The 22,700-nt window shown below is 66.6% G+C and carries 24 protein-coding genes; 13 read left to right on the forward strand and 11 right to left on the reverse strand.

The window, feature by feature from the left end; genetic code table 11:
- The 5 genes from A9J21_RS10275 to A9J21_RS10295 all read right to left on the reverse strand — a co-directional run.
- Positions 1 to 478 (reverse strand): hypothetical protein (locus tag A9J21_RS10275; protein ID WP_231906876.1); only part of this gene is annotated, 478 nt, incomplete at its 3' end.
- Positions 405 to 1,589: a GTP-binding protein gene (locus A9J21_RS10280; protein ID WP_066735017.1), complete on the reverse strand. Its 1,185-nt coding sequence runs from the start codon at positions 1,587 to 1,589 to the stop codon at positions 405 to 407. The genes A9J21_RS10275 and A9J21_RS10280, both read right to left, overlap by 74 nt.
- 217 nt (positions 1,590 to 1,806) lie before the next feature.
- On the reverse strand, positions 1,807 to 2,226 hold the full coding sequence (dksA, locus tag A9J21_RS10285) for an RNA polymerase-binding protein DksA (protein ID WP_008642844.1): 420 nt from the start codon (positions 2,224 to 2,226) through the stop codon (positions 1,807 to 1,809).
- Positions 2,227 to 2,847: 621 nt separating this feature from the next.
- Complete coding sequence (locus tag A9J21_RS10290) at positions 2,848 to 3,933, reverse strand: GTP-binding protein (protein ID WP_066735020.1); 1,086 nt, start codon at positions 3,931 to 3,933, stop codon at positions 2,848 to 2,850.
- Positions 3,934 to 3,982: 49 nt separating this feature from the next.
- A complete protein-coding gene (locus A9J21_RS10295) occupies positions 3,983 to 4,516 on the reverse strand; it encodes a Fur family transcriptional regulator (protein ID WP_066735023.1) in 534 nt (177 codons plus the stop codon).
- A 150-nt stretch (positions 4,517 to 4,666) separates the two neighbouring features.
- Here A9J21_RS10295 and A9J21_RS10300 point away from each other — a divergent pair, with 150 nt between their 5' ends.
- The 4 genes from A9J21_RS10300 (at position 4,667) to hslU (ending at position 8,936) form a co-directional block, all read left to right on the forward strand.
- Positions 4,667 to 5,578, forward strand: a complete 912-nt coding sequence (locus tag A9J21_RS10300; RefSeq protein WP_066735068.1) for an alpha/beta fold hydrolase — start codon at positions 4,667 to 4,669, stop codon at positions 5,576 to 5,578.
- 238 nt (positions 5,579 to 5,816) lie between these two features.
- Positions 5,817 to 6,803, forward strand: a complete 987-nt coding sequence (locus tag A9J21_RS10305) for a tripartite tricarboxylate transporter substrate-binding protein (protein ID WP_066735029.1) — start codon at positions 5,817 to 5,819, stop codon at positions 6,801 to 6,803.
- Positions 6,804 to 7,047: 244 nt separating this feature from the next.
- Positions 7,048 to 7,584: an ATP-dependent protease subunit HslV gene (hslV, locus tag A9J21_RS10310; RefSeq protein WP_066735031.1), complete on the forward strand. Its 537-nt coding sequence runs from the start codon at positions 7,048 to 7,050 to the stop codon at positions 7,582 to 7,584.
- Positions 7,585 to 7,604: 20 nt separating this feature from the next.
- Positions 7,605 to 8,936 (forward strand): ATP-dependent protease ATPase subunit HslU, encoded by a 1,332-nt coding sequence (gene hslU, locus A9J21_RS10315; RefSeq protein ID WP_066735033.1) that lies wholly within the window; start codon positions 7,605 to 7,607, stop codon positions 8,934 to 8,936.
- Positions 8,937 to 9,055: 119 nt separating this feature from the next.
- Here the strand turns inward: hslU and A9J21_RS10320 are convergent, their stop codons facing one another.
- Positions 9,056 to 9,622, reverse strand: coding sequence for a YcnI family protein (locus A9J21_RS10320; RefSeq protein WP_066735036.1), 567 nt, complete (start codon positions 9,620 to 9,622; stop codon positions 9,056 to 9,058).
- Positions 9,623 to 9,930: 308 nt separating this feature from the next.
- Between A9J21_RS10320 and A9J21_RS10325 the strand changes: the two genes are divergently transcribed.
- The gene (locus A9J21_RS10325) at positions 9,931 to 10,257 is read left to right on the forward strand and encodes a hypothetical protein (protein ID WP_066735044.1); all 327 of its coding nucleotides are present in this window, start codon (positions 9,931 to 9,933) and stop codon (positions 10,255 to 10,257) included.
- A 28-nt stretch (positions 10,258 to 10,285) separates the two neighbouring features.
- Here the strand turns inward: A9J21_RS10325 and A9J21_RS10330 are convergent, their stop codons facing one another.
- Both A9J21_RS10330 and A9J21_RS10335 read right to left on the reverse strand, forming a co-directional pair.
- On the reverse strand, positions 10,286 to 10,921 hold the full coding sequence (locus A9J21_RS10330; RefSeq protein WP_197497484.1) for a response regulator transcription factor: 636 nt from the start codon (positions 10,919 to 10,921) through the stop codon (positions 10,286 to 10,288).
- Positions 10,921 to 12,294, reverse strand: a complete 1,374-nt coding sequence (locus A9J21_RS10335; RefSeq protein ID WP_066735074.1) for an ATP-binding protein — start codon at positions 12,292 to 12,294, stop codon at positions 10,921 to 10,923. The genes A9J21_RS10330 and A9J21_RS10335 overlap by 1 nt, the downstream gene beginning before the upstream one ends.
- Positions 12,295 to 12,500: 206 nt before the next feature.
- Here A9J21_RS10335 and A9J21_RS10340 point away from each other — a divergent pair, with 206 nt between their 5' ends.
- A complete protein-coding gene (locus A9J21_RS10340) occupies positions 12,501 to 12,998 on the forward strand; it encodes a copper chaperone PCu(A)C (protein ID WP_066735046.1) in 498 nt (165 codons plus the stop codon).
- A 67-nt stretch (positions 12,999 to 13,065) separates the two neighbouring features.
- Here the strand turns inward: A9J21_RS10340 and A9J21_RS10345 are convergent, their stop codons facing one another.
- Positions 13,066 to 14,007 carry a LysR family transcriptional regulator gene (locus tag A9J21_RS10345; protein WP_066735047.1) on the reverse strand — a complete coding sequence of 314 codons (942 nt, stop codon included), beginning with the start codon at positions 14,005 to 14,007 and terminating at the stop codon, positions 13,066 to 13,068.
- A 63-nt stretch (positions 14,008 to 14,070) separates the two neighbouring features.
- Positions 14,071 to 14,292 carry a cysteine-rich CWC family protein gene (locus A9J21_RS30855; RefSeq protein ID WP_082926333.1) on the reverse strand — a complete coding sequence of 74 codons (222 nt, stop codon included), beginning with the start codon at positions 14,290 to 14,292 and terminating at the stop codon, positions 14,071 to 14,073.
- Between the two features lie 156 nt (positions 14,293 to 14,448).
- On the opposite strand from A9J21_RS30855, the gene argB reads away from it, so the two are divergent.
- The 6 genes from argB (at position 14,449) to A9J21_RS10375 (ending at position 20,159) form a co-directional block, all read left to right on the forward strand.
- A complete protein-coding gene (gene argB, locus A9J21_RS10350; protein WP_066735077.1) occupies positions 14,449 to 15,366 on the forward strand; it encodes an acetylglutamate kinase in 918 nt (305 codons plus the stop codon).
- Positions 15,367 to 15,437: 71 nt separating this feature from the next.
- Positions 15,438 to 16,487, forward strand: coding sequence for a pyrimidine 5'-nucleotidase (locus tag A9J21_RS10355; protein WP_066735048.1), 1,050 nt, complete (start codon positions 15,438 to 15,440; stop codon positions 16,485 to 16,487).
- Positions 16,484 to 17,140: a nucleoid occlusion factor SlmA gene (slmA, locus tag A9J21_RS10360; protein WP_066735050.1), complete on the forward strand. Its 657-nt coding sequence runs from the start codon at positions 16,484 to 16,486 to the stop codon at positions 17,138 to 17,140. Before A9J21_RS10355 ends, slmA begins: the two co-directional genes overlap by 4 nt.
- 287 nt (positions 17,141 to 17,427) lie before the next feature.
- On the forward strand, positions 17,428 to 18,600 hold the full coding sequence (locus A9J21_RS10365; RefSeq protein WP_066735052.1) for a homoserine O-acetyltransferase: 1,173 nt from the start codon (positions 17,428 to 17,430) through the stop codon (positions 18,598 to 18,600).
- Complete coding sequence (gene metW / locus A9J21_RS10370; protein WP_066735060.1) at positions 18,597 to 19,208, forward strand: methionine biosynthesis protein MetW; 612 nt, start codon at positions 18,597 to 18,599, stop codon at positions 19,206 to 19,208. The genes A9J21_RS10365 and metW overlap by 4 nt, the downstream gene beginning before the upstream one ends.
- A gap of 132 nt (positions 19,209 to 19,340) precedes the next feature.
- A complete protein-coding gene (locus A9J21_RS10375) occupies positions 19,341 to 20,159 on the forward strand; it encodes an acyl-CoA thioesterase II (RefSeq protein ID WP_066735063.1) in 819 nt (272 codons plus the stop codon).
- A gap of 65 nt (positions 20,160 to 20,224) precedes the next feature.
- Here A9J21_RS10375 and A9J21_RS10380 read toward each other — a convergent pair whose 3' ends face one another.
- The gene (locus tag A9J21_RS10380) at positions 20,225 to 21,505 is read right to left on the reverse strand and encodes a muropeptide transporter (RefSeq protein WP_066735066.1); all 1,281 of its coding nucleotides are present in this window, start codon (positions 21,503 to 21,505) and stop codon (positions 20,225 to 20,227) included.
- Positions 21,506 to 21,621: 116 nt separating this feature from the next.
- On the opposite strand from A9J21_RS10380, the gene A9J21_RS10385 reads away from it, so the two are divergent.
- Entirely contained in the window at positions 21,622 to 22,554 is a 933-nt protein-coding gene (locus A9J21_RS10385) for a M48 family metallopeptidase (RefSeq protein WP_066735080.1), read from the forward strand.
- The last annotated feature ends 146 nt before the right edge of the window (positions 22,555 to 22,700 follow it).

Below are 22,700 nucleotides of genomic sequence, written 5' to 3' on the forward strand. Positions count from 1 at the left end.
CGCGGGAATGGAAGGCGCGTGCCGCCGGCAGGTCGGGCCAGCGCCAGGCCAGGTTGGCCGGCTTGACTGGCTTGCCGAAGGCAAGAGACGGCAGCACGAAGCTGCCAAAGTGGGTGTCGGCCAGCGTGGCGCCATCGAACAGCACGCACGAGTGCAGGCCAAGCTTCAGGGAAAACGGTTCGGCGTGGCCGGAGTCGGTGCCGGCAGCGCCCTCAGCAACATCGGCGGCGTTGTCGACATTGGTGGATGCGATCTGGGCGGCGGCCTGCGGGGTGTTCAGCAGTCCGCCGTGCACCACGCGGTGCACCAGGCCCACGTGCTGCGTCAGCAGCAGGCAGCAGATCAGGCACAGCGCCGGCCAGAAGCCGATGCCGCGCGCGCGCCAGCGGGAGAGGAGCGGGAAATCAGTGCCCATGCCCGCAGTCGCACGGCCCGTCGCCGTGATCGTGATCGTGACCATGGTCGTGGTCGTGGTCATGGTCGTCGTCGAACGCATCGCCCCAGTCCGGGAACGGATCGGGATACGCCGCCCAGGCCTCGGGGCCGGCCGTCATTTCGTCGTCGGTCAGCAGGCAGGAGTCAAGCCGGGCCTCCAGCGCAGGCACGTCGAGGTCGGCGCCGATCAGCACCAGTTCCTGGCGGCGGTCGCCATAGGCAGCGGGCAGCCCGTCTTCGAGCAGGTCGGCCTCGATGGCGGCACGGGCCAGGCCCTCGGCGGGCCATTCCCCGGCATCGATCGCGGCCCACCAGGCGCCTGCCGCGCCGGGGCGGCATACGCCGCCGGCCTGGCTCCAGTCGCCGGCAATATCCATGCGGCTGGCCAGCCAGAACAGGCCCTTGGAACGCAGCACGTCGCCATGCTCGCGCATCCATTCGGTGTGGATCAGGTCGGCAAACCGCTGCGGATGGAACGGGCGGCGACGGCGATAGACCAGCGTGGCGATGCCGGCGGCATCGGGCACGGCATCGTTCTGCAGCGCCGCCTGCCATCCGGCCGCGTTGGGCGTGGCTTCCATGTCGAAGCGGCCAGTGCCCAGCAACTGCGCGGCCGGCACGTTGCCATGGCTGGCATCGACGATGCTGGCGCGCGGGTTCAGCGCGCGCAGCACCACGTGCAGGCGGCCCAGCTGGCCGGCGTCGACGAGGTCGATCTTGTTGATGACGATGACATCGCAGACTTCGACCTGGTCGATCAGTACATCCACCACGGTGCGGTCGTCGTCATCGTGCGCGGCCAGGCCGCGCGCCGACAGGAAATCGGCGTCGTGATAGTCCGTCAGGAAGCGGCTGGCATCGACCACGGTCACCAGTGTGTCCAGATGCGCCACGCCGGGCGCCTGCTCGCCGTGCGCGTCCTCGAACGCGAAGCCTTCGGCGATACCCAGCGGCTCGTCGGTCGGATCGGCCTCGATCACGGCAAAGTCGTACTGGCCGGTCTGGGCCAGACGGTCCACTTCGGCCAGCAGGTCGGCACGGCTGTCCACCACGGCCAGGCGTATGCCGGGCTGCGACATCAGCTGATGCAGCACGGTGGTCTTGCCGGCGCCGGTGAATCCGGACAACACAGTGACGGGCAGGCGAGCGGCCATGACGGAAGGACGTTGTTATTGCAACAAAGTTGCGACTGTAACAGAAAGCCGGCTGCGGCAACAGGCTGGCGGTATTCCGCAATGGTAGTGCCGTAGCCGTGACGCCACAAAGGCAATCGCAATCGGGGCGATGCGGGCGCGCAATGCAAAACGGCCCGGAAGACCGGGCCGTTGGGCGTCGGAGCAGGTCAGCCGCGCGGGTGACCGCCGAAGACGATCAGTCGCCGAACAGCTTCTGGCGCAGTTCGCGGCGCTGCTGGGCTTCCAGCGACAGCGTCGCGGTCGGGCGGGCCAGCAGGCGCGGCACGCCGATCGGCTCGCCGGTTTCCTCGCACCAGCCGTAGTCGCCGGACTCGATGCGCTGCAGCGACTGTTCCACCTTCTTCAGCAGCTTGCGCTCGCGGTCGCGCGTGCGCAGTTCCAGCGCGTGCTCTTCCTCGATCGTCGCGCGGTCTGCCGGGTCCGGCACGATGACCGTCTCGCGCAGGTGTTCCGTGGTCTGGTCCGCATTCTTGAGGATCTCGTCGCGAAGCTGCTCAAGGCGATTCTTGAAGAAGGCGAGCTGCGCCTCGTTCATGTAATCCTTGTCGCTCATCTTCAGGATTTCAGCTTCAGTCAGAAGTTTGTTGCTGCTCATGGTTCCTGCTGATTCTCTTGTTGATGCGACCGGCGGCGTCTTCGTCCGCTCGGGTGCAGTGGCCGTCCGCTTGCGCGGGGCGGCTGTTTCACTCTGGCTGGCTGCAGTCTTGCTGCTTCGCGTGCCTCCCTTGGCCTCGCCCGCATCGGCGTGCGCCGTACTGCCGCGGGGAGCTGGCGTCGCCTTTTCGGGCTGCGCCTTGAGCGTCTCCGCCGCAGCGGTACCTGTCTTGCTGCGGCTTTCCTTGGTCTTTGTTGCGGCTGTCATGGGGACACCTCTCTCAACGCGTCGAAGAGTGACGGCGCACCGATCGTTGGTCCCCACGCGGAGGGCGGTCTCCGCACGAAGCCAACGACCGCGCCTGCTGGCGGCTGTGCCTCATGCTGACGACGACCGCCGCCCTGCAGATACCGGCCGCGCCCAGAGGTGCGCCGCCCGTATCAAATCCGGCCTATTGTACTTGAACAAATTTTTCGGAGATATGGGAGAAAGACCGACAAGAGACAGGAGTTTTCCCGATATTCCCACCCAAGGGGAGGGTAGCGGGCGCTGCCGGGGGTGGCTCCGCGCCCAGGCCGCCAAGCGGCGGCGGGCGCACCTGGCGGCGCGCCCGGGACAAAATCAGGCCAGGCAGGCGGCCAGGCCCTTCAGGATGGCGTCGCGCGGCAGGTCTACGCCGATGAACACCATCTTGGTGCCCGGGGTCTCGTCGTCCCATTTGGCACCCACGTCGCTGCCCATCAGCTGGTGCACGCCCTGGAACACCACCTTGCGGTCCACGCCTTCCATATAGAGCACGCCCTTGTAGCGCAGCAGCTTCTCGCCGTAGACCGACAGGATGCCCGACAGGAATTCCTCCAGCTTGCCGTAGTGGAACGGCTTGTCGCTGCGGAAGACGAACGACGCGATGCGGTCGGTGTGGTGGTGGTGATGATGGTGGTCGTGCGCGTGGCCGTGATCGTGACCATGGCCGTGGTCGTGATCGTGGTCGTGGCCGCAGTCGGTGGCGCAGTGTTCGCCATGCTCGTGCGCATGTTCGTGCTCGTCGGCGCGCAGGAAGTCGGGATCGATCTCCAGCTTCTCGTTCAGGTTGAAGCCGCGCAGGTCGAAAATCGTGTCGATCGGGGTTTCGCCGAAATTGGCGGTGCGGATCGGCGCGCGGGCGTTCATGTGCTGCAGGCGGTGGCGCAGGTCATCGACTTCGGGTGCCCCGACCAGATCGGACTTGGTGATGAAGATCGCGTCGGCAAAGCCCACCTGGCGCTGGGCCTCTTCCTGCTTGTCCAGCTGCAGGTTGCCGTGCTTGGCGTCGACCAGCGTGATCACCGCGTCCAGCAGGTAGCGCGAGGCGATTTCTTCATCCATGAAGAAGGTCTGCGCCACCGGGCCAGGGTTTGCCACGCCGGTGGTCTCGATCACCACGCGGTCGAAGTCGAACTTGCCTTCGTCGCGCTGGGTGACCAGGTCGGACAGCGCCTGCACCAGGTCGCCCCGGATCGTGCAGCAGATGCAGCCGTTGCTCATCTGCACGATCTGCTCGCGGCCGTCCTGCACCAGGATTTCGTTGTCGATGTTCTCCTCGCCGAACTCGTTTTCGATCACGGCGATCTTCATGCCGTGTTGCTCGTGGAGGATGCGCTTGAGCAGCGTGGTCTTGCCGCTGCCGAGGAAGCCGGTCAGGATCGTGACCGGAATCAGTTTGGACATATTGTTCTGCTCCGAGGAAAGCCGGGATAGTGAGATCGCCCGTATCTGTTCAGTGATCGGTGTGGCCGGCGGGCTGGCTGCCGGGCTCCGTGCGCACCTTGCCGCATTCCGCGCAGACCCCGTTGACCGTCAGTTCCACGTGCTCGACCGCGAATCCGCTTGGCACCCGGGGCGCCACGGACTTGCCGGCCGATTCCAGGCAGAACGTGCGGTCGCAGCGCGTGCAATGGAAGTGGCTGTGCTGGCGATGCACTTCGGCCCGTGCGGCTTCGTGTTCCAGCAGCGTGAAACGGAAAACGCGGTCGTTGCCGGCACGCTTCTGCGCCAGGCCCTGATCCACCAGCCAGTCCAGCACCCGGTACACGGTCACGCGGTCCACGTCGCCATCGGCCGGCAGGCGGTCGATGACTTCCTGATGCGTCAGCGGCGCCTGGGCGTCGATCAGGCACGCCAGGATGGCCACGCGCGGCTGCGTCACGCGCGCGCCAAGCTGGCGCAGGCGCGCCTGCGCCGCGTCAAGGCTGCCGGCCGCCGCGTCATCTGGAGCCGGCGAGGCGTGCGAATGGGGAGTGGGGCGGTTCATGCCGATGATTTAACCATAGGCCCCAGCGAGTTGCAATTCAGTTGCACAAACAGGGTTTTTGCGATGGCGCGTGGCGCCTGGGGGCGTCTGGGTGGTGCGAAAAACGCCTATGATCGGCAGGCAAGCCAGACGAAAACCGGAGACTTTGCCATGCAGAACGACGCCAGCGCGCTGCTGTTCCCCAACTTCGAGTGGTTTCGCCTGAAGGTGGGCGAGGTCGAGATTGGCGGCGTCCGGGGGGGCTCGGGGCCGCCGCTGCTGCTGCTGCACGGCTTCCCGCAGAGCCACCTGATCTGGCACAAGGTGGCGCCGGCACTGGCGGATCGCTTCACCGTCATCGCCACCGACCTGCGCGGCTACGGCAGCAGCAGCGCGCCGCCGGGCAGCGCCACGCATGATGTCTACAGCAAGCGCGCGATGGCGCAGGACCAGGTGGATGTGATGCGCCAGCTTGGCTACCGGCAATTCGCGCTGTGCGCCCATGACCGCGGCGCCCGCGTGGCGCATCGGCTCGCCATGGACCATCCTGATGCGGTCAGCCAGCTGATGCTGCTTGATATCGCACCGACGCTGGCCATGTACGAAGCCACAGACATGGCGTTTGCCGCTGCCTACTGGCACTGGTTCTTCCTGATCCAGCCCGCGCCGTTCCCCGAAACGCTGATCAACGCCGAACCCGAATTCCTGATCGAAAGGCTGCTGGGCCTGCGCCACCCGGGCACGGGTCCAAGCCCGTTCGTGCCCGACGCCATGGCGGCCTATGTGGCCGCGATGCGCGAACCGGCGCGCGTGCATGCCATGTGCGAGGACTATCGCGCCGCCGCCACCATCGACCTCGACCACGATCGCGCCGACCGCGAAGCCGGCCGCAAGCTGCAGATGCCGGTGCGCGTGCTGTGGGGCGAGCACGGCGTGGTGGCGCGTTGTTTCGAGCCACTGCAGCTCTGGCAGGAAGTGGGTACGAACGTCACGGGCGGCACGCTGCCGTGCGGTCATTACCTGCCTGAAGAAGCTCCGGACCCCCTTCTCGAAGAAATCCTCAGTTTCATTACATTCTCGTAAGAAACGCCACTTTCTCACGGGTTAGCCCCTATATCTGCTGCTTGTTCGCGATTGCTAACATCCACCTCCGGCTCCGCCTGTCGGCGGGGTTTGACGCTGCCTGGAATCCATACATCGTGCCGATGGTCACCGCGTTTTTCCGATATGGATCGACGCGATCGGGGTCGTGAACAACGACGAAACCCGGCGGCACCCACAGCGTTGGAACGGGAATCCCAGAGGGAACAGGAGAGACGTAATGAAACGAGTTGCATTGAATATTGCAGCCGCGCTGGCCGTTGCCGGCGTGGGTGCGAGCACGGGAGCGCAAGCGCAGGAATACCCAGGCAGCAAGCCGGTGCAGGCGGTGGTGCCGTTTGCCGCAGGCGGCCCGACCGACAAGGTGGCGCGCGAACTGACGATGATCATGTCCAAGCACCTGGGCACGACCATCGTGATCGAAAACCTGGGCGGTGCCGGCGGCACCATCGGTGCCAAGAAGGTGGCGCAGTCCAAGGGCGACGGCTACACGATCCTGATCCACCATATCGGCATGTCCACGGCCCCGGCGCTGTACCGCAACCTGGGCTTCGATCCGCTCAAGGACTTCGAGATGGTCGGTGAAGTGGCCGACGTGCCGATGGTGATGGTTGGCAACAAGCAACTGCCGCCTGCCACCTTCAAGGACCTGATCCCCTACATCAAGGCCAACGCCGGCAAGCTGTCGCTGGCCAACGCCGGTATCGGCTCGGCCTCGCACCTGTGCGGCCTGCTGTTCCAGAGCGCGATCCAGACCGAACTGACCACCGTGCCGTACAAGGGTACCGCCCCGGCGCTGACCGATATCCTCGGCGGCCAGGTCAACCTGATGTGCGACCAGACCACGAACATCGCCGGCCAGCTCAAGGCAGGCGCGCTGAAGCCGTACGCCGCGATGCAGTCGCGCCGCGTGGAAGCGTTCAAGGACATCCCGACCGCCGCCGAACAAGGCCTGCCGGGCGTGGAAGTGAAGATCTGGCACGCCATGTACGCGCCGAAGGGCACGCCGAAGCCGATCATCGACAAGCTGTCGGCCGCGCTGCAGAAGTCGGTGCAGGACCCGACCTTCCGCGCCAAGATGGCCGAACTGGGTGCCGAAGCCGTACCGGCGCAGCGCGCCACGCCGGATTCGCTGCGCACGTTCCTGACGTCGGAAATCAACAAGTGGACGCCGGTGATCAAGAAGGCCGGCGTGTACGCTGACTGATAACCCCATCTGCCGATGGGTTGCCGGGTAGCCCCGGTGCCGGAAAGGCCACGCCATGCGTGGCCTTTTTCCATTTGCGGCGGACCTGCCGCTGCGTGGAGTGATGCCGGGGCCAGTCGGACGTGTTCCGACGCCCGATTCGGCGATTTCCTATATTGGAAGACCGTCGCCGGCATAGCCGCCCCTTGAAAGCCGGTCATGTGGCGCCACCTACGCCGCTGAACACCTCTCACGCAAAGGCACCATGGAACAGTATCACGGCACCACCATCGTCAGCGTCCGCCGCGGCAATCAGGTCGCACTGGGCGGTGACGGCCAGGTCACGCTTGGCAATATCGTGATGAAGGGGACGGCCCGCAAGGTCCGGCGCATCTACAACGGCAAGGTGCTGGTCGGGTTTGCCGGCAGCACGGCCGACGCCTTCTCGCTGCTCGACCGCTTCGAGGCCAAACTGGAAAAGTACCAGGGCAACCTGACCCGCGCGGCGGTGGACTTGGCCAAGGACTGGCGTTCGGACCGCGCGCTGCGCCGCCTGGAAGCCATGCTGATCACGGCGGACAAGGACACCACGCTGGTCATCACCGGCAACGGCGACGTACTTGACCCCGAGGGCGGCATCGCGGCCATTGGCTCGGGCGGCGCGTACGCGCAGTCGGCGGCCAAGGCACTGGTCGAGAACACCGAGTTGTCGCCGAAGGACGTGGTCGAGAAGGCCCTGACCATCGCCGGCGAACTCTGCATCTACACGAACACCAACTTCGTCATCGAGACCATCGACTGACGCGCCCCCAACGGATTCCCATGTCGCAAACCATGACCCCGTCGGAAATCGTTTCCGAACTCGACAAGCACATCATCGGCCAGAACAAGGCCAAGAAGGCCGTGGCCGTGGCGCTGCGCAACCGCTGGCGCCGCCAGCAGGTGGACGAGCCGCTGCGCCAGGAAATCACGCCCAAGAACATCCTGATGATCGGGCCCACCGGCGTGGGCAAGACCGAGATCGCGCGCCGCCTGGCAAAGCTGGCCGATGCGCCGTTCATCAAGATCGAGGCCACCAAGTTCACCGAAGTGGGCTATGTGGGCCGCGACGTCGACACGATCGTGCGCGACCTGGCCGAGATGGCCGTCAAGCAGACGCGCGAATCGGAAATGAAGAAGGTGCGCACCAAGGCCGAGGACGCCGCCGAGGACCGCCTGCTCGACGTGCTGCTGCCGCCGCCGCGCGATATCGGCTTCCAGCAGCACGAGGACAAGGACTCGAACACGCGCCAGGTGTTCCGCAAGAAGCTGCGCCAGGGCGAGCTCGACGACAAGGACATCGAGCTTGAAGTGGCCGCCGGCATGCCGAACATGGACATCATGGGCCCGCCGGGCATGGAAGACATGACCGAACAGATCCGCACGATGTTCGCGGGCCTGGGCCAGGGCAAGAAGGCGCGCCGCAAGATGAAGGTCAAGGAAGCGTTCAAGCTGCTGATCGACGAAGAGGCCGCCAAGCTGCTGAACGAGGAAGAGCTCAAGCACAAGGCCATCGCCAACGTCGAGCAGAACGGCATCGTGTTCCTGGACGAGATCGACAAGATCGCCAGCCGCAGCGATGTGGGTGGCGGCGAGGTGTCGCGCCAGGGCGTGCAGCGCGACCTGCTGCCGCTGGTGGAAGGCACCACCGTCAACACGAAGTACGGGATGATCAAGACCGACCACATCCTGTTCATCGCGTCGGGCGCGTTCCACCTGTCCAAGCCGAGCGACCTGATCCCGGAACTGCAGGGCCGCTTCCCGATCCGCGTGGAACTGGAATCGCTGTCCGTGCAGGATTTCGAGGCCATCCTGACGCAGACCGACGCCAGCCTGACCAAGCAGTACCAGGCGTTGCTGAAGACCGAAGAGGTCGACCTGCAGTTCGCGCCGGACGGCATCCGCCGCCTGGCCGAGATCGCATTCTCGGTCAACGAGAAGGTCGAGAATATCGGCGCGCGCCGTCTCTACACGGTGATGGAGCGCCTGCTCGAAGACCTGTCGTTCCACGCGACGAAGTCGTCGGGCAATACCGTGACGATCGATGCCGCATATGTGGACGAACGCCTGGGCGACCTGGCGGGCAACGAGGATCTGTCGCGCTACGTGCTGTAACGGCGACGGCGTCACGGGCACATCCCGCCCTGACGCCAAAACGCCAAAGCAAAAGAGCCGGACAGTTCAAGCTGTCCGGCTCTTTTTTTGCCAGCGCGGGGGACGTCGCCCCGCCCGGTTCAGTGCGCGTGTCCGGCGTGGCCCGCGTGGCCGGCGTGGGCGTCCGCCGGGATGACCTCAAGCGCCGGCGCCGGCGACTTCAGTTCGCGCGGGTTCTGGCCTTCGGCCGGAATCTGGGTCCATTCCGACTTGCCGTTCTCGCACTCCTGCACCACCGGGAAGTACAGCTTGCCACCCTGTTCGGGCAGCTTCATCAGTAGGCGGAATTCGTCGAAATGCTGGTCTGCCAGCGTGTTGCCATACCAGCGGATCGTGCGCACGTCTTCCTCGACCGTCTTGCCATGCGAGGCATAGGGCTTGGCCAGCTTCGCGCGCTGCACGTCGAGCTGCCAGCCCGGTTTCGGTTGCGGATGCGCGCCCTGCACGCCATCGGGGATGGTTACCGTCACCGACTTCGTCGCGCTGCCATTGCAGCCGTGGCCCACCATCAGCACGCCCTTGAAGTAGCTGCCGGCGGGCGCCTGCTTCTGTTCGAAGACGATATGGGCAGAGGCCAGCGGCGCGGCGGCCAGCAGGGCAGCGGACAGGGCCGCGGGCAGGGCGGTACGAAGTAAGCGCGGGATCATGGAGCGGGCGTCGTCTGACTGTGTGACAAAGTGCATCAGTCTAACTTTGCGCACACGGCGCCGACGTGCGACGTGGTGCCGCAGCGCGGCCAGCGGCAACCCCAGCGCCACTACAAGTCAGCGGTGTTTCAAATGCGGCCAGCCCGTTGTCGCACCCGTAACCCTCGTAAGCATTGGTAAGCACACTGGCGCCGATCCTCAAGAAAATGCGACCCTTGCGCACCTTGTTGGTCACCTTGCTGGTCGATGGGACCGATGCGGGAGCCACCGCATCCTGCATAACCACCTAAACCCAAAGGGAGTCAGCCATGCGTACAACCTTCTTCAAGCGCAACCGGGTGCGCAAGCGCCGGGTGGCGATGGCCACCGCCAGCGTCGTGGCCGCCATTACCGCCGCCACCGTGTTCCTCTGCATCCGTCCCGGCGTGATGCCCAACGCCCACGCGGCGGCCGTGCCGTCCGGCAACGTGGCGAAGACCGCCGACCAGACCGAGCGCCGCGCCGTCGTGGCCGCCACGGCCATGGCCTCGGGTGCGCTCGTGACGCTGGCCGACCGCCACGCCAGCGATGCCGTGCGCATGGCCGATGCGTCGGACGACGACCTCGGCTGGGATTACGTGCAACTGCGCCTGTAACGCAGCCAGCCAGGCCGGAAACTCAGGATCAGCGCGATACCGGACGCTTGCCCAGCTTGCGCTGCAGCGTGCGGCGATGCATGTTCAGCGCCCGTGCGGTGGCCGAGATATTGCCGCCGTGTTCGGTGAGCACCCGCTGGATATGCTCCCACTCAAGCCGGGCCACCGATAGCGGCACCGGTTCTTCCAGCGCGGCCTCGGCCGCCTCTTCCGAAACGCCCGCCATCAGCGCGGTCAGGATCGAATCGACGTTGGCTGGCTTTGCCAGGTATTCGTCGGCCCCCTGTTTCACCGCCGCCACGGCCGTGGCGATACTGGCATAGCCGGTCAGCACCAGGATTCGTGCATCGGGCAGCGCCTGGCGCAGCGGCGCCACGAGATGCAGTCCCGATTCGGCCGGCGCGGTGCCGCTGGCCTCGGGGGGCGGACCCAGGTGCAGATCCAGCGTGACATAGGCAAACGGTGTTTTCGCGGCCAGGGCCAGCGCGCTGCCGCCGTTGTGGGCCACCTGCACGGCGTAGCCGCGGCGCGTCAGCGCGCGGGCCAGCGTGCCGGAGAACACTTCGTCGTCGTCGATCACGAGAAAGGGCGTGGCTTCGGGGGCGCCGGTTGCGGTGGATGCCGCGGCTACGTCGGCAGGTACGTCGGCAGGTGCGTCGGTCATTACGGTTGGAAATCGGATTGCAGTGAGATGGGTTGCGCGGCCGTGCCGGCCAGCGGCAGGCGCAGTTCGGTCACCGTGCCGCCGGCAGGGTTGTCGAGCCATGCCAGTCCGCCCCCGAGCTGGCGGGCGGCGCTTTGCGCCAGGTACAGCCCGATGCCCTGGCCGCCGTGCCCGCTGGCTACCGGTGCTTCGCCAAGCTGCGCGCGCAGCGCGGGCGCAATGCCGCTGCCGTGGTCGGTCACGCGCCAGACCAGCGCGTCGGCGTCCACGGACACGGCCAGCGACAGCGGCGGGGCCTGTCGGGTGGCGCTGCCCTCGCCGTACTGGCTGCGCGCGGCATTGTCCAGCACGATGGTCAGGATCTGGCTGACGCGCGCCGTGTCCACGGCTTGCGCGGCGGCATCGGGCAGCACGTCGGCCTGCAGGCTGGCTTGCGGATGGCGCAACTGCCAGCGTTCCACGAACGAGGCGATCCATGCGTCGATGCGCTGCGGGGCCAGCGTCTCGTGGTCTTCGCGCAGCCGCGCCAGGATCGAGCGGCATAGCTCCAGCTGCTGCTCCATCGTGCGCAGGTCAGGCAGGTAGCCGGCCACGGTGGTGGCGCCGCGCTGGGCGTCTTCGGCATCGGCGCGCAGTTCGCCGGCGATCACGGCCAGCGTTGCCAGCGGCGTGCCGATTTCATGCGCCACGGCGGCGGCCTGGTCGTTGAGCGCCTCGACACGCGCCTCGCGCAGCAGCAGTTCGCGCGCATGGTTCAGCTGGGCGTCGCGCTGGCGCAGCACGTTCGACAACCGCGCCACAAAGAACGCGATCATCACGGCGCTGGCCACGAAGTTGAGCCACATCCCGGCCAGGTGGTAGTTCACCGCGTTGTCGGGGTTGTGCAGGTGCAACGGCAGGTATTCGAGCAGCAGCAGCGAGTAGCAGGACAGCGCATAGACCGCCAGCACCATCACCAGGCGCCAGGGCAGGATGGCCGCCGCGATCGCCAGCCCGGGCAGGTAGAACGACACGAACGGGTTGGTGGCGCCCCCCGTATAGAACAGGATGGCCGACAGCGCGGTCAGGTCCACCATCATCTGCACCATCAGTTCGCCGTCGCCGGGCATGGTGCCGCGCGTGGCATGCCAGCGCAGCCGCGCCACCGAGTACAGGTTGAACGTGGTCTGGATCGTGAACAGGAACAGCAGCGGCTTGTAGGGCAGCATGATGCCGGCGACCGACTCGCACGACACCAGGAGCATGGCCTGGCCGGCCAGCAGCGCCCAGCGCAGCCAGCACAGGCGGCGCAGGCTGACCAGGCTATGGCGTTGCGCCGGCATGCCGAAAATGGCCGGCAGCGGGGTGGGGGACAGGTCGATCGAGGCGTGCATGGCGCGAGTGTAGCAATGCTGCGGCAGGTTGCCCGTCATGCGACACCGTGCCGCATTCTGGGGCGGGCACGGGGCTGCCAGACTGTCTGGCTACCGGGAGACGGACGGGCGGCGGGGACCGGGCGACGGGCAGTGTCCGGCCAGCCATGGTCTAATGATCGCCCTCAATCCTGTCGCCTTCGATCCGAATCGTGGAGATGTTCCCAATGCAAGCCAAAGTCCGCGCGGCGCGCGCCGCTTCCATCGTCACCCTTGGCCTGGCTGGCCTGCTGGTCAGCGCCCAGGCCCTGGCGCAGGTCGACGTCAGCGACGCCTGGGTGCGCGGCACGGTGCCGGCCCAGACCGCGTCCGGCGCGTTCATGACGCTGCACGCGCACGAAGCGGCGAAGCTGGTGGGCGTGTCGTCGCCGGTCGCCACGGCCGAACTGCATGAAATGAAGATGGACAACAACGTGATGCGGATGCGCCAGCTCCCGTCGCTGGACCTGCCGAAGATGCAGGACGTGCAGCTCAAGCCGGGCGGCTACCACGTGATGCTGATGGGCCTGAAGCAGCAGCTCAAGGCCGGCGATACGGTGCCCATCACGCTGAAGATCGAGCAGAACGGCAAGGTGACGGAGCAGACCGTCAAGGCCGAGGTGCGTGACGTCACCGCGCCCGCCCAGTCCGGCGGCCACGCCGGCCATATGGATCACAAGCACTGAACCGGCCCGGCCTGGCCTGATCCGGCACCGTGCAGGACCCGGCCAGGGCGGCCGGGGCAGGTGACGCCTAGCCGCGCAGGCTGATGGCGGCGGCTTCGGCGTCCGCGTCGGCTGCCGTGGCGGCCTCGCGCACGCGTTCACGCAGCCAGGTATGGCCGGGATCGGCATCGGCCTTTTCGGGCCAGATCATGCTGTAGCTGAAGCCGGGGATCGTAAACGGCGCCTCGAAGACGGCCAGACGGCCGTCGGCCAGCGCTTCCAGGCTGCGCCGGGCCGTGGTCAGGACCATGTTGGTGCCGACGATCAGCCCCGGCGCCACGCTCCAGTGCGGCACCGAGCAGGCAATCTTGCGTCGCCCGCCCAGCCGCGTCACGGCGGCGTCGATGGCCTCGGCACGCTCGGTGGCTGCCGTAACCAGCACATGCGAGCGCGCCAGGTAGGCCACGTGGTCGAGCCGGCCGGTGTCGCGCACCGTGGCCGCGTCCACCGCGCAGGCGAAATCGTCATCGAACAGCACCGCCGTACGCACGCCCTCGGGTTCGAACGAGAAGGCGGCCAGCGCCACGTCCAGTTCGCCATCGGCGATCTGGGCGGTCATCGTCTCGCGGCTGGACTGCGTCACCACCAGGTCGATATTGGGCGCCGCGCGGCGCAGGGCGCGCAGCAGCCGGGGCAGCACCACCAGCGCCCCGTAGTCGGACATCGCCAGGCGGAACGTGCGCCGCGCCGTGGCCGGCTGGAAGCCGCCCGGGCCCAGCAGGATGCGCACCTGCGCCAGCGCCTCGGCCAGCGGGCCGGTCAGCTCATGGGCGCGCGGCGTCAGCACCAGCCCGCCCTGGCCCCGCACCAGCAGCGGGTCGTCCAGCAACTGCCGCAGCCGCGCCAGCGAATGGCTCACGGCCGGCTGACTCAGCTGCAGCCGCAGCGCGGCGCGCGAGATATGGCGTTCGGCCAGCAGTGCTTCCAGCACCACCAGCAGGTTGAGGTCGATTCCGCGTAGGCTATTCATGTCGCGAATGTTAAACCGGACTGCGTCCGTTTTGTCATTCGCCGAACGCAGGAGCGAAAATTTTCACCGTGAATTGAGAGGTGTCTCAGCCTGACGACGTTTCAGGCAATCGGGACACAGGCAATGCCGGCCCGGCACGATCTGCCGCGCCGGCAGCAGCGGCAGGCTGGCGCACCAGCACTCGGGCAGGCCGGCGGCGTACCCGCAGACGAACGCGGCCCCGCAGGTGCTGCAATGCTCCACGGGGCGCAGCCGGCCGGTCTGGATCGTCGAGGGGTCGGTCATGGCGTGTATCCTTGTTGCATTGCCGCGATTGCAATGCCGCCGCCGGTTTCTTGTAGAATCGGCGCCTGCCCGCAATGCCGGCTCGCCCCGTACCGCCTTATCAGGCGGACGGTTCGTCATGATACCTGCTCCAGATCACACGGAATGTCCGAAGCCATGAACGCTGACAATCCTGGGCCTGCCACCACGTCGGTAGCGGCCATCGCCCCCTCCCTCAAGGCTGAAATCCTTGCAGAGGCACTCCCCTACATCCGCAAGTTCCACGGCAAGACCATTGTGGTCAAGTACGGCGGCAATGCGATGACCGAGGAAAAGCTCAAGCACGGCTTTGCGCGCGACGTGATCCTGCTGAAGCTCGTGGGCATGAACCCGGTGGTGGTCCACGGCGGCGGCCCGCAGATCGACGAGGCGCTGAAGAAGGTCGGCAAGGTCGGCACGTTCATCCAGGGCATGCGCGTCACCGACGAGGAAACCATGGAAGTGGTGGAATGGGTGCTCGGCGGCGAAGTCCAGCAGGACATCGTCATGCTGATCAACCAGTACGGCGGCCAGGCCGTGGGCCTGACCGGCAAGGACGGCGGCCTGATCCGCGCCAAGCGCCTGCAGATGCCGGATCGCGAGAACCCCGGCACGTTCATCGATATCGGCTACGTGGGCGATATCGAGGCCATCAACCCGGCCGTGGTGAAGGCGCTGCAGGATGACGCGTTCATCCCGGTGATCTCGCCGATCGGCTTCTCCGACGACGGCCAGGCGTACAACATCAACGCCGACGTCGTGGCCGGCAAGATGGCCGAGATCCTGAAGGCCGAGAAGCTCGTCATGATGACGAACATTCCGGGCGTGATGGACAAGAAGGGCAACCTGCTGACCGACCTGTCGGCGCGCGAGATCGAGGAACTGTTTGCCGACGGCACGATTTCCGGCGGCATGCTGCCGAAGATCTCGTCGGCGCTGGACGCCGCCAAGAGCGGCGTGCATTCGGTCCACATCATCGACGGCCGCATCGAGCACTCGCTGCTGCTGGAAATCCTGACCGAACAGGCCTTCGGCACGATGATCCGCTCGCACTGAGCGCGCCCGTCAGGGAGCCCGCCCGGCGCGGGTTCCCGGTCTTACTCTCCATTCAGGTTCACAATCCAGGCGTGTTCATCCGTCAGCCCACCCAGCGTCGCGGCAGGGATCGCGCACGCCGTCTTTCGTCCGGACAGGCATCCGCCCACCGTCCGCGCCGGCACCTGCTGCGCGGCGCGGTGGGGGATACGTCCGGCGATACGGTGTGGCTGTTCGACCTCGACAACACCCTGCACGATGCCTCGCACGCGATCTTTCCGGCCATCAACCGGCTGATGACCGCCTACGTGGCTCGGGTGCTGGGCAGCGACGAGGCCACCGCCAGCCGCGTGCGCGTGGACTACTGGCAGCGCTACGGCGCCACCCTGCTGGGCATGATCCGCCATCACCAGGTGGATCCCGCGGACTTCCTGCGCGCCGCGCACGACTTCCCCGAACTGGCCGACATGGTGCGCGTGCGCCGTGGACTGGTGGCCGGGCTGAGCCGGTTGCCGGGCCGCAAGATCCTGGTGACCAATGCGCCGCGCGACTACGCGCTGGCGGTGATGGCCGTGGCGGGCATCGACCGCTGCTTCGAGCGCGTGGTGGCCATCGAGGACATGTGGGTGCATGGTCACCTGCGGCCCAAGCCGGATCGGCGCATGCTGCGCCGCCTGCTGGCGCAGATCGGCGTGGCGCCGCACCGCGTGGTGCTGGTGGAGGACACCGTGTCGCACCTGAAGCACTATGCGGCCATGGGTATCCGTACCGCCTGGGTCACCGGCTTCCTGCGCACGCTGGCGCCGTCGCGGCCCCATGTGGTGCCGGCCCAGGCCGGTGCGGCGCGCGATGCGGCCACGCGGTCGATGCTGGCGGCCGAAGATCGCCAGCATGTGGGCCATACGGCCCAGGAACGCTCGGTGACGCTGGTCGCCGCGGAGAGCCAGGACCCCTCGGCGGTTCCGGTCAATGATGGGGCAGGCGGCGAGTCAAACGCCCACACTGCGGCAACGGCGCCACAGATGCAGCCGGATCACACCCCTAGAGTGCGGGCGCGCGTGGTGAATCGCCCGGGATATGTGGACATAAAAGTACAATTGATGCATCAACTCCTACGACAAAAGCGGAGAATCGGGTCATGACGCAAACCATCGCTCGCGAGGCAGAGGCTTTCATGCCAGTTGCCCCATCGGCCATCGAGCCGGAGACCCCGGCACGCAAGCGCCCGCGCCCGGGCGAACGCCGCATCCAGATCCTGCAGACGCTGGCCGGCATGCTCGAGCATCCGCGCGGGGAAAAGATCACCACGGCCGCGCTGGCCGCGAAGCTGTCGGTGTCCGAGGCGGCGCTGTACCGCCACTTCGCCAGCAAGGCGCAGATGTTCGAAGGCCTGATCGGCTTTATCGAGCAGACGGTGTTCGGCCTGATCAACCAGATCACCACGCAGGAAGAACATGGCCTGCGCCAGGTGCAGGCCATCGTGCGCATGCTGCTGACGTTTGCCGAGAAGAACCCCGGCATGACACGCGTGCTGACCGGCGAGGCGCTGGTGGGCGAGCACGAACGCCTGCAGGAACGCATGAACCAGATGGTGGACCGCATCGAGGCATCGCTGCGCCAGTGCCTGAAGGTGGCGGCCACGCAGGCCGCGTTTCCTTCCGATGCCGATATTCCGGGGCGCGTGGCGCTGATCATGGCCACGGTGCAGGGCCACTGGCACCGCTACGCCCGCAGCGGCTTCCGCAAGCTGCCAAGCGACAATATCGACGCGCAGCTGCGCGTGCTGCTGGGGTAAATACCTCGCGCCGGCAAGCGGTCATGCGTGCGGCCGGCGCTTTGCACTATAATGTGCGGGTCGCGCCGATTTGATGACTGGCTTGCGGGCGCGCGGCACCTGGGGAAGATTCTCCGGTTGCCAATATAAATGCGGCTAAAGAGGTTGGGTCGGTGCCTCGCGGATGGATCATCCACGCTCCAGCACCGACACGCGGGACCCCCGCGAAAAGCCCGACTTGGCTGCGAAACCTACGCATTGGCCGGTCGGGTTTTTTTTCGCCTGCTGATTTGACGCGGGCCTGCTCCATGACCGATGTCGCTCCTCCCGCTGGCGTACTCGACGTGCCGACCGATTCCGTCGGCGTCGTCACGCCCCAGCGCCTGCATTTCGCCGAGCCGCTGAAGCTGCGCAATGGCAGCCAGATCGCCGGCTACGACCTGATGGTCGAGACCTACGGCACGCTCAACGCGTCGCGCAGCAATGCCGTGCTGGTGTGCCACGCCCTGAACGCCTCGCACCACGTGGCCGGCATCGCCGCCGACAATCCGCGCGATATCGGCTGGTGGGACAACATGGTTGGCCCCGGCAAGCCGCTCGATACCAACCGGTTCTTCGTCATCGGCGTGAACAACCTGGGCTCGTGCTTCGGGTCCACGGGGCCGATGAGCGCCAACCCGGCCACGGGCACGCCCTACGGCGCGCTGTTCCCGGTGGTGACCGTGGAAGACTGGGTCAACGCGCAGGCGCGCGTGGCCGACCACTTTGGCATCGAGCAGTTCGCGGCGGTGATGGGCGGCAGCCTGGGCGGCATGCAGGCGCTGGCCTGGAGCCTGATGTACCCGGACCGCCTGCGCCACTGTATCGTGGTGGCCTCCACACCGAAGCTCTCGGCGCAGAACATCGCGTTCAACGAGGTGGCACGTAGCGCCATCCTGTCCGACCCCGATTTCCATGGCGGCAATTACTACGCGCATAACGTCAAGCCCAAGCGCGGGCTGCGCGTGGCGCGCATGATCGGCCATATCACGTACCTGTCCGACGAGGACATGGCCGAGAAATTCGGCCGTACGCTGAAGGCCGAGGACATCCAGTTCTCGTTCGACGTCGAGTTCCAGGTGGAAAGCTACCTGCGCTACCAGGGCGACAAGTTTGCCGAATACTTCGACGCCAACACGTACCTGCTGATCACGCGCGCGCTGGACTATTTCGACCCGGCGCTGGCCTTCCAGGGCGACCTGGCGAAGACGATGGCGCAGACGCACTCGAAATTCCTGGTGGTGAGTTTCAGCACCGACTGGCGTTTCGCGCCGAACCGCAGCCGCGAGATCGTCAAGGCGCTGCTCGACAACAAGCGGCAGGTGTCGTACGCCGAGATCGACGCGCCGCACGGCCACGACGCCTTCCTGCTGGAAGACCCGCGCTACCACAACCTGATGCGCGCCTACTACGAGCGCATTGCCGAGGAGATCGGTGCATGAACGCCGCCGCCAATCCCAATATCCTCGCCCTGCGTCCGGACTTTCGCGCGATTGCCCGCTGGGTGGAGCCGAATTCCACCGTGCTCGACGCCGGCTGTGGCGATGGCAGCCTGCTGCGCGTGCTGCAGGACGAGCTGGAGGTGAAGGCCTACGGCATCGAAATCCGAGACGAAGAGGTGCTGGCCTGCGCCCAGAAGGGGGTCAACGTCATCCAGCAGAACCTGGAAGGCGGCCTGGCGTTGTTCGAGGACAAGAGCTTCGACACGGTGATCCTGTCGCAGACCCTGCAGACCATCCACAACACGGCCCAGGTGCTGCGCGACACGCTGCGCGTGGGGCGCGAGTGCATCGTCTCGTTCCCGAACTTCGGCTACTGGCCGCACCGGCTTTCGGTGTTCCAGGGCCGCATGCCGGTGTCGGAATCGCTGCCGTACCAGTGGTACAACACGCCGAACGTGCGTGTGCTGACGATTCGTGACTTCGAGGAACTGGCGCCCAAGGTGGGCCTGCGCGTGCTGGACCGCGTGGTGATGCACGAAGGCGTGACCGTGAACTGGGGCGTCAACTGGCGCGGCAGCCTGGCGGTGTATCGGGTGGCGTCGACCTGACTTCGGCACCCCGGATTTCGTCCTGACGCGCTGCAGGGCGGAATCCGATTGTTCCTAGCTTGACGCAAGCCTCTGGCGCGCATACCGTACGCAAGTTACCGAACGACCGTACTTTTTTCCGCATCCAACGCCATGACGCAAGCGCCCCTGCATCCGCTCGATCACGCCCTGCAACTGGAACCGGCCGGCGAACACCGCTTCCGGGGACACACCAGCCAGGCCTACTGGAACATGATCGGACCTTTCGGCGGCGCCACGGCGGCTGCGATGCTGCGGGCGGCGCTGATCCACCCCGAACGGCTGGGCGATCCCAGCGCGCTGACCGTCAACTTTGCCGGCCCGATTGCGGAAGGCGCTTTCGAGATCGTCGCGCGGCCGTCGCGCACCAACCGGTCGACCCAGCACTGGCATCTGGAAGTGCTGCAGAACGGCGAAGTCACCACCACCGGCAGTGCCGTGTTCGCGGTGCGTCGCGAAACGTGGAATTGTGGCGAAGCGACGATGCCCCAAGTGCCCGCCGCCGGAGCGCTGCCGAAAATGGGCGGATTCGCGCCCGTGAAATGGATTAACAGCTACGACATGCGCGCGGTGCGGGGCGCCAAGCCCACGGCCGCGCCGGGCACCGAAAATCCGGACAGCCTGACCCAGTTCTGGATCCGCGACGAACCGGCGCGCACGCCCGACTATGCGGCCATTGCGGCCTGGTGCGACGCGTTCTATCCGCGCATCTTCCTCAAGCGCGCGGGCTTCGTGCCGGCCGGCACGGTATCGCTGACCACGTATTTCCACGCCGATGCGGCCACGCTGGCCGCGCTGGGCGACCGCCATGTGCTGGGCAGCGCCCAGGCGCGCGTGTTCCGGCAGGGCTTCTTCGATCAGACCGCCGAGATCTGGAGCCCCGACGGCGTGCTGCTGGCTACCTCGCACCAGATCGTTTACTACAAGGAATAGGGCGAGGGATCTGTTCGATCCGCCTTGGCCGGGCCTGTCTTACGCCCCTGTCTTGCGCCCCTGTCTCAGGCCGGCCGGGCCGCCCCGGCCTCCGCCGGTTCGCGTGCCTGCGCTTCGTAGCGGTGGACCGTGTTGCGCATCGCCCAGAGCAGCGCCACGCCGGGCACGGCCGCGATAACGGTGCCCAGGTAGAACGGCGCCCAGCCCCACGCCTCGACCATATAGCCCGATGTCGGGCCCACGTAGACGCGCCCAATCGACGCCAGCGCCGACAGCAGCGCGTACTGCGTGGCCGAGAACGAGCGGTTGCACAGCGTCATCAGCAGCGCCACGAAGGCCGCGGTGCCCATGCCGCCGCAGATGTTCTCCACGGCGATGGTGGCAGCCATGGTCCACAGATGCGGCGGCGTCACCGACAGGACCCAGTAACCCAGGTTCGACACCCCCTGCAGGATGCCGAACAGCATCAGCGACCGGTACAGCCCGAGCCGCACCATCAGCGATCCGCCAAACAGCGCGCCGATGATCGTGGCGGCCAGCCCCAGCGTCTTGTTGACGATACCGACCTCGCCCGGATCGAACCCCAGGCCGCGAATCAGGAAGGTGGTCGACAGGCTGCCCGCGAAGGCATCGCCAAGCTTGTACAGCACGATCAGCAGCAGCAGCCACCAGGCGCCCTGGCGGCCGAAGAAGTCGCGCAGCGGGCCAAGCACGGCCTCTTCCAGCGATCGGGGGGCGCGCGCCGGGGTGTCCGGCTCTGGCGCCCACATCAGCGTGAGCAGGCCCACACTCATCAGTGCGGCCATCAGCAGGTACATGTTCGACCAGCCCAGCACCCGGTCGGCAAGGTAAAGCGCCAGGCCGCCCGACACCAGCATCGCCAGCCGGTAGCCCAGCACCTTGACCGCGGCGCCGGCGCCGCGTTCGGCGGGGCGCAGCACATCGGTACTGTAGGCATCGAACACGATGTCCTGCGATGCGGACAGGAACGCCACCAGCGTCGCCAGCGCCGCCAGCGCCCACAGGGCCTGGTGTGGCGGGCAGAACGCCATCGCCGCGATGCCGCCCACCAGCGCGAGCTGGGTCACCAGCAGCCATCCGCGTCGCCGGCCCAGCATCGGGGGCGTGTAGCGGTCCATCAGCGGGGCCCACAGGAACTTGAAGATATAGGCCTGGCCCACCAGCGAGAAGAAGCCGATCGTCTTGATGTCGAGCCCTTCCACGGTCATCCAGGCTTGCAGCGTGCCGGAAGTCAGCGCCAGCGGCAGGCCGGAGGCAAAACCGAGTGTCAGCATGGCGCCGATGCGGCGGTTGCGGAAGATATCGAGATAGGTCTGGAAATTCATGATGGGGTGGCGCCAGGGCTGGCGTGTATTATTGCATCACCGTTCGCGCTGCCCGCGAACCTGTCACGACAAATTACGCATCGAGCCCCGCCGTGAATCCCATCGTGCCCGAGACCATGCGTCAATCCGGCCTGCGCTTCGCGCTGGCCGCTGCGGCCTTCGCGCTGGCACTACCCGTGCTGGCGCAGGAGGTGGCATTGGTGGCCGCCCCCGATGACGGCGTACGCGTGGAGCGGCGCTATTCGAAGGTGCGCGAGATCGTGCCGATGGAAGTCATCGACCAGCAGGCCGCCCGCGAGTACGAACAGGTCAAGCAGGAAGCCATCGCCAAACATACGCTGCTGGACGACGACGATCCGCAGGTGCAGCGCCTGCGCGAGATCGGCATCCGGCTGCTGCCGCAGACCGTGCTCTGGAACCCGCGCGCCGGCCGCTGGCCGTGGGAAATCAACGTGATCCGGGCCAAACAGATCAATGCGTTCTGCATGCCGGGCGGCAAGATGGCCGTCTACACCGGGCTGCTCGACGAACTGAAGCTGACTGATGACGAAGTGGCAGTGGTGATGGGCCACGAGATCGCCCACGCGCTGGAAGAGCACGCGCGCCAGCGCGCCGCGCAGGCCGAAATCTCGAACCTGGGCGCCAACGTGGTGTCGCAACTGACCGGCTTCGGCAACCTCGGCAACATGGATATCGGCTCCAACGCCAAGATGCTGTCGCTGCGGTTTTCCCGGCAGGAGGAAACCGAGGCCGACCTGATCGGCATGGATATCGCCGCCCGCGCCGGCTACGACCCGCGCGCCGCCGTCACGCTGTGGCAGAAGATGGGCAAGTTCCTGCAGGCGGGCGACGAATTCTCGTCGACCCATCCGTCGGGCCGCAGCCGTATCGCGGTGCTGGAGGCGCACATGAAAGAGGTGCTGCCGATCTACGCCCGAACCATGAACATGCCGATGGACAAGCTGGCGCCCCACCAGGCCAACATGGCCGGACTGGCCGGTGCGCCGGTGGATGCGGGCGACGAAGACCGGCTGCGCCCGCTGAAGTAGCCGCGCCCCGCGCCCCCGCACAGTCGCAGGCTGGCAGCCAATAAAAAACCGGCTCCTCGGAGCTAATGCCGTTCAGTTAAGGTCTCGATTGAGGAATCGAACGGGATAGCGTGAAGGGCGGGACTTAACGACCCGGTCGCATGAGC

The organism is Cupriavidus sp. D384, assembly GCF_001652915.1.
GTDB lineage: Bacteria > Pseudomonadota > Gammaproteobacteria > Burkholderiales > Burkholderiaceae > Cupriavidus.

Bases quoted from the DNA above. Each gene is read 5' to 3' on its own strand.
- A9J21_RS10345 (WP_066735047.1), bottom strand. From the start codon at position 14,007: ATGAATAGCCTACGCGGAATCGACCTCAACCTGCTGGTGGTGCTGGAA.
- A9J21_RS30855 (WP_082926333.1), bottom strand. From the start codon at position 14,292: ATGACCGACCCCTCGACGATCCAGACCGGCCGGCTGCGCCCCGTGGAG.
- hslV (WP_066735031.1), top strand. From the start codon at position 7,048: ATGGAACAGTATCACGGCACCACCATCGTCAGCGTCCGCCGCGGCAAT.
- argB (WP_066735077.1), top strand. From the start codon at position 14,449: ATGAACGCTGACAATCCTGGGCCTGCCACCACGTCGGTAGCGGCCATC.
- metW (WP_066735060.1), top strand. From the start codon at position 18,597: ATGAACGCCGCCGCCAATCCCAATATCCTCGCCCTGCGTCCGGACTTT.
- A9J21_RS10325 (WP_066735044.1), top strand. From the start codon at position 9,931: ATGCGTACAACCTTCTTCAAGCGCAACCGGGTGCGCAAGCGCCGGGTG.
- A9J21_RS10305 (WP_066735029.1), top strand. From the start codon at position 5,817: ATGAAACGAGTTGCATTGAATATTGCAGCCGCGCTGGCCGTTGCCGGC.
- A9J21_RS10280 (WP_066735017.1), bottom strand. From the start codon at position 1,589: ATGGCCGCTCGCCTGCCCGTCACTGTGTTGTCCGGATTCACCGGCGCC.
- A9J21_RS10290 (WP_066735020.1), bottom strand. From the start codon at position 3,933: ATGTCCAAACTGATTCCGGTCACGATCCTGACCGGCTTCCTCGGCAGC.
- A9J21_RS10385 (WP_066735080.1), top strand. From the start codon at position 21,622: ATGCGTCAATCCGGCCTGCGCTTCGCGCTGGCCGCTGCGGCCTTCGCG.
- A9J21_RS10330 (WP_197497484.1), bottom strand. From the start codon at position 10,921: ATGACCGACGCACCTGCCGACGTACCTGCCGACGTAGCCGCGGCATCC.
- slmA (WP_066735050.1), top strand. From the start codon at position 16,484: ATGACGCAAACCATCGCTCGCGAGGCAGAGGCTTTCATGCCAGTTGCC.
- A9J21_RS10340 (WP_066735046.1), top strand. From the start codon at position 12,501: ATGCAAGCCAAAGTCCGCGCGGCGCGCGCCGCTTCCATCGTCACCCTT.
- dksA (WP_008642844.1), bottom strand. From the start codon at position 2,226: ATGAGCAGCAACAAACTTCTGACTGAAGCTGAAATCCTGAAGATGAGC.
- A9J21_RS10375 (WP_066735063.1), top strand. From the start codon at position 19,341: ATGACGCAAGCGCCCCTGCATCCGCTCGATCACGCCCTGCAACTGGAA.
- A9J21_RS10320 (WP_066735036.1), bottom strand. From the start codon at position 9,622: ATGATCCCGCGCTTACTTCGTACCGCCCTGCCCGCGGCCCTGTCCGCT.
- A9J21_RS10365 (WP_066735052.1), top strand. From the start codon at position 17,428: ATGACCGATGTCGCTCCTCCCGCTGGCGTACTCGACGTGCCGACCGAT.
- hslU (WP_066735033.1), top strand. From the start codon at position 7,605: ATGTCGCAAACCATGACCCCGTCGGAAATCGTTTCCGAACTCGACAAG.
- A9J21_RS10380 (WP_066735066.1), bottom strand. From the start codon at position 21,505: ATGAATTTCCAGACCTATCTCGATATCTTCCGCAACCGCCGCATCGGC.
- A9J21_RS10300 (WP_066735068.1), top strand. From the start codon at position 4,667: ATGCAGAACGACGCCAGCGCGCTGCTGTTCCCCAACTTCGAGTGGTTT.
- A9J21_RS10295 (WP_066735023.1), bottom strand. From the start codon at position 4,516: ATGAACCGCCCCACTCCCCATTCGCACGCCTCGCCGGCTCCAGATGAC.
- A9J21_RS10335 (WP_066735074.1), bottom strand. From the start codon at position 12,294: ATGCACGCCTCGATCGACCTGTCCCCCACCCCGCTGCCGGCCATTTTC.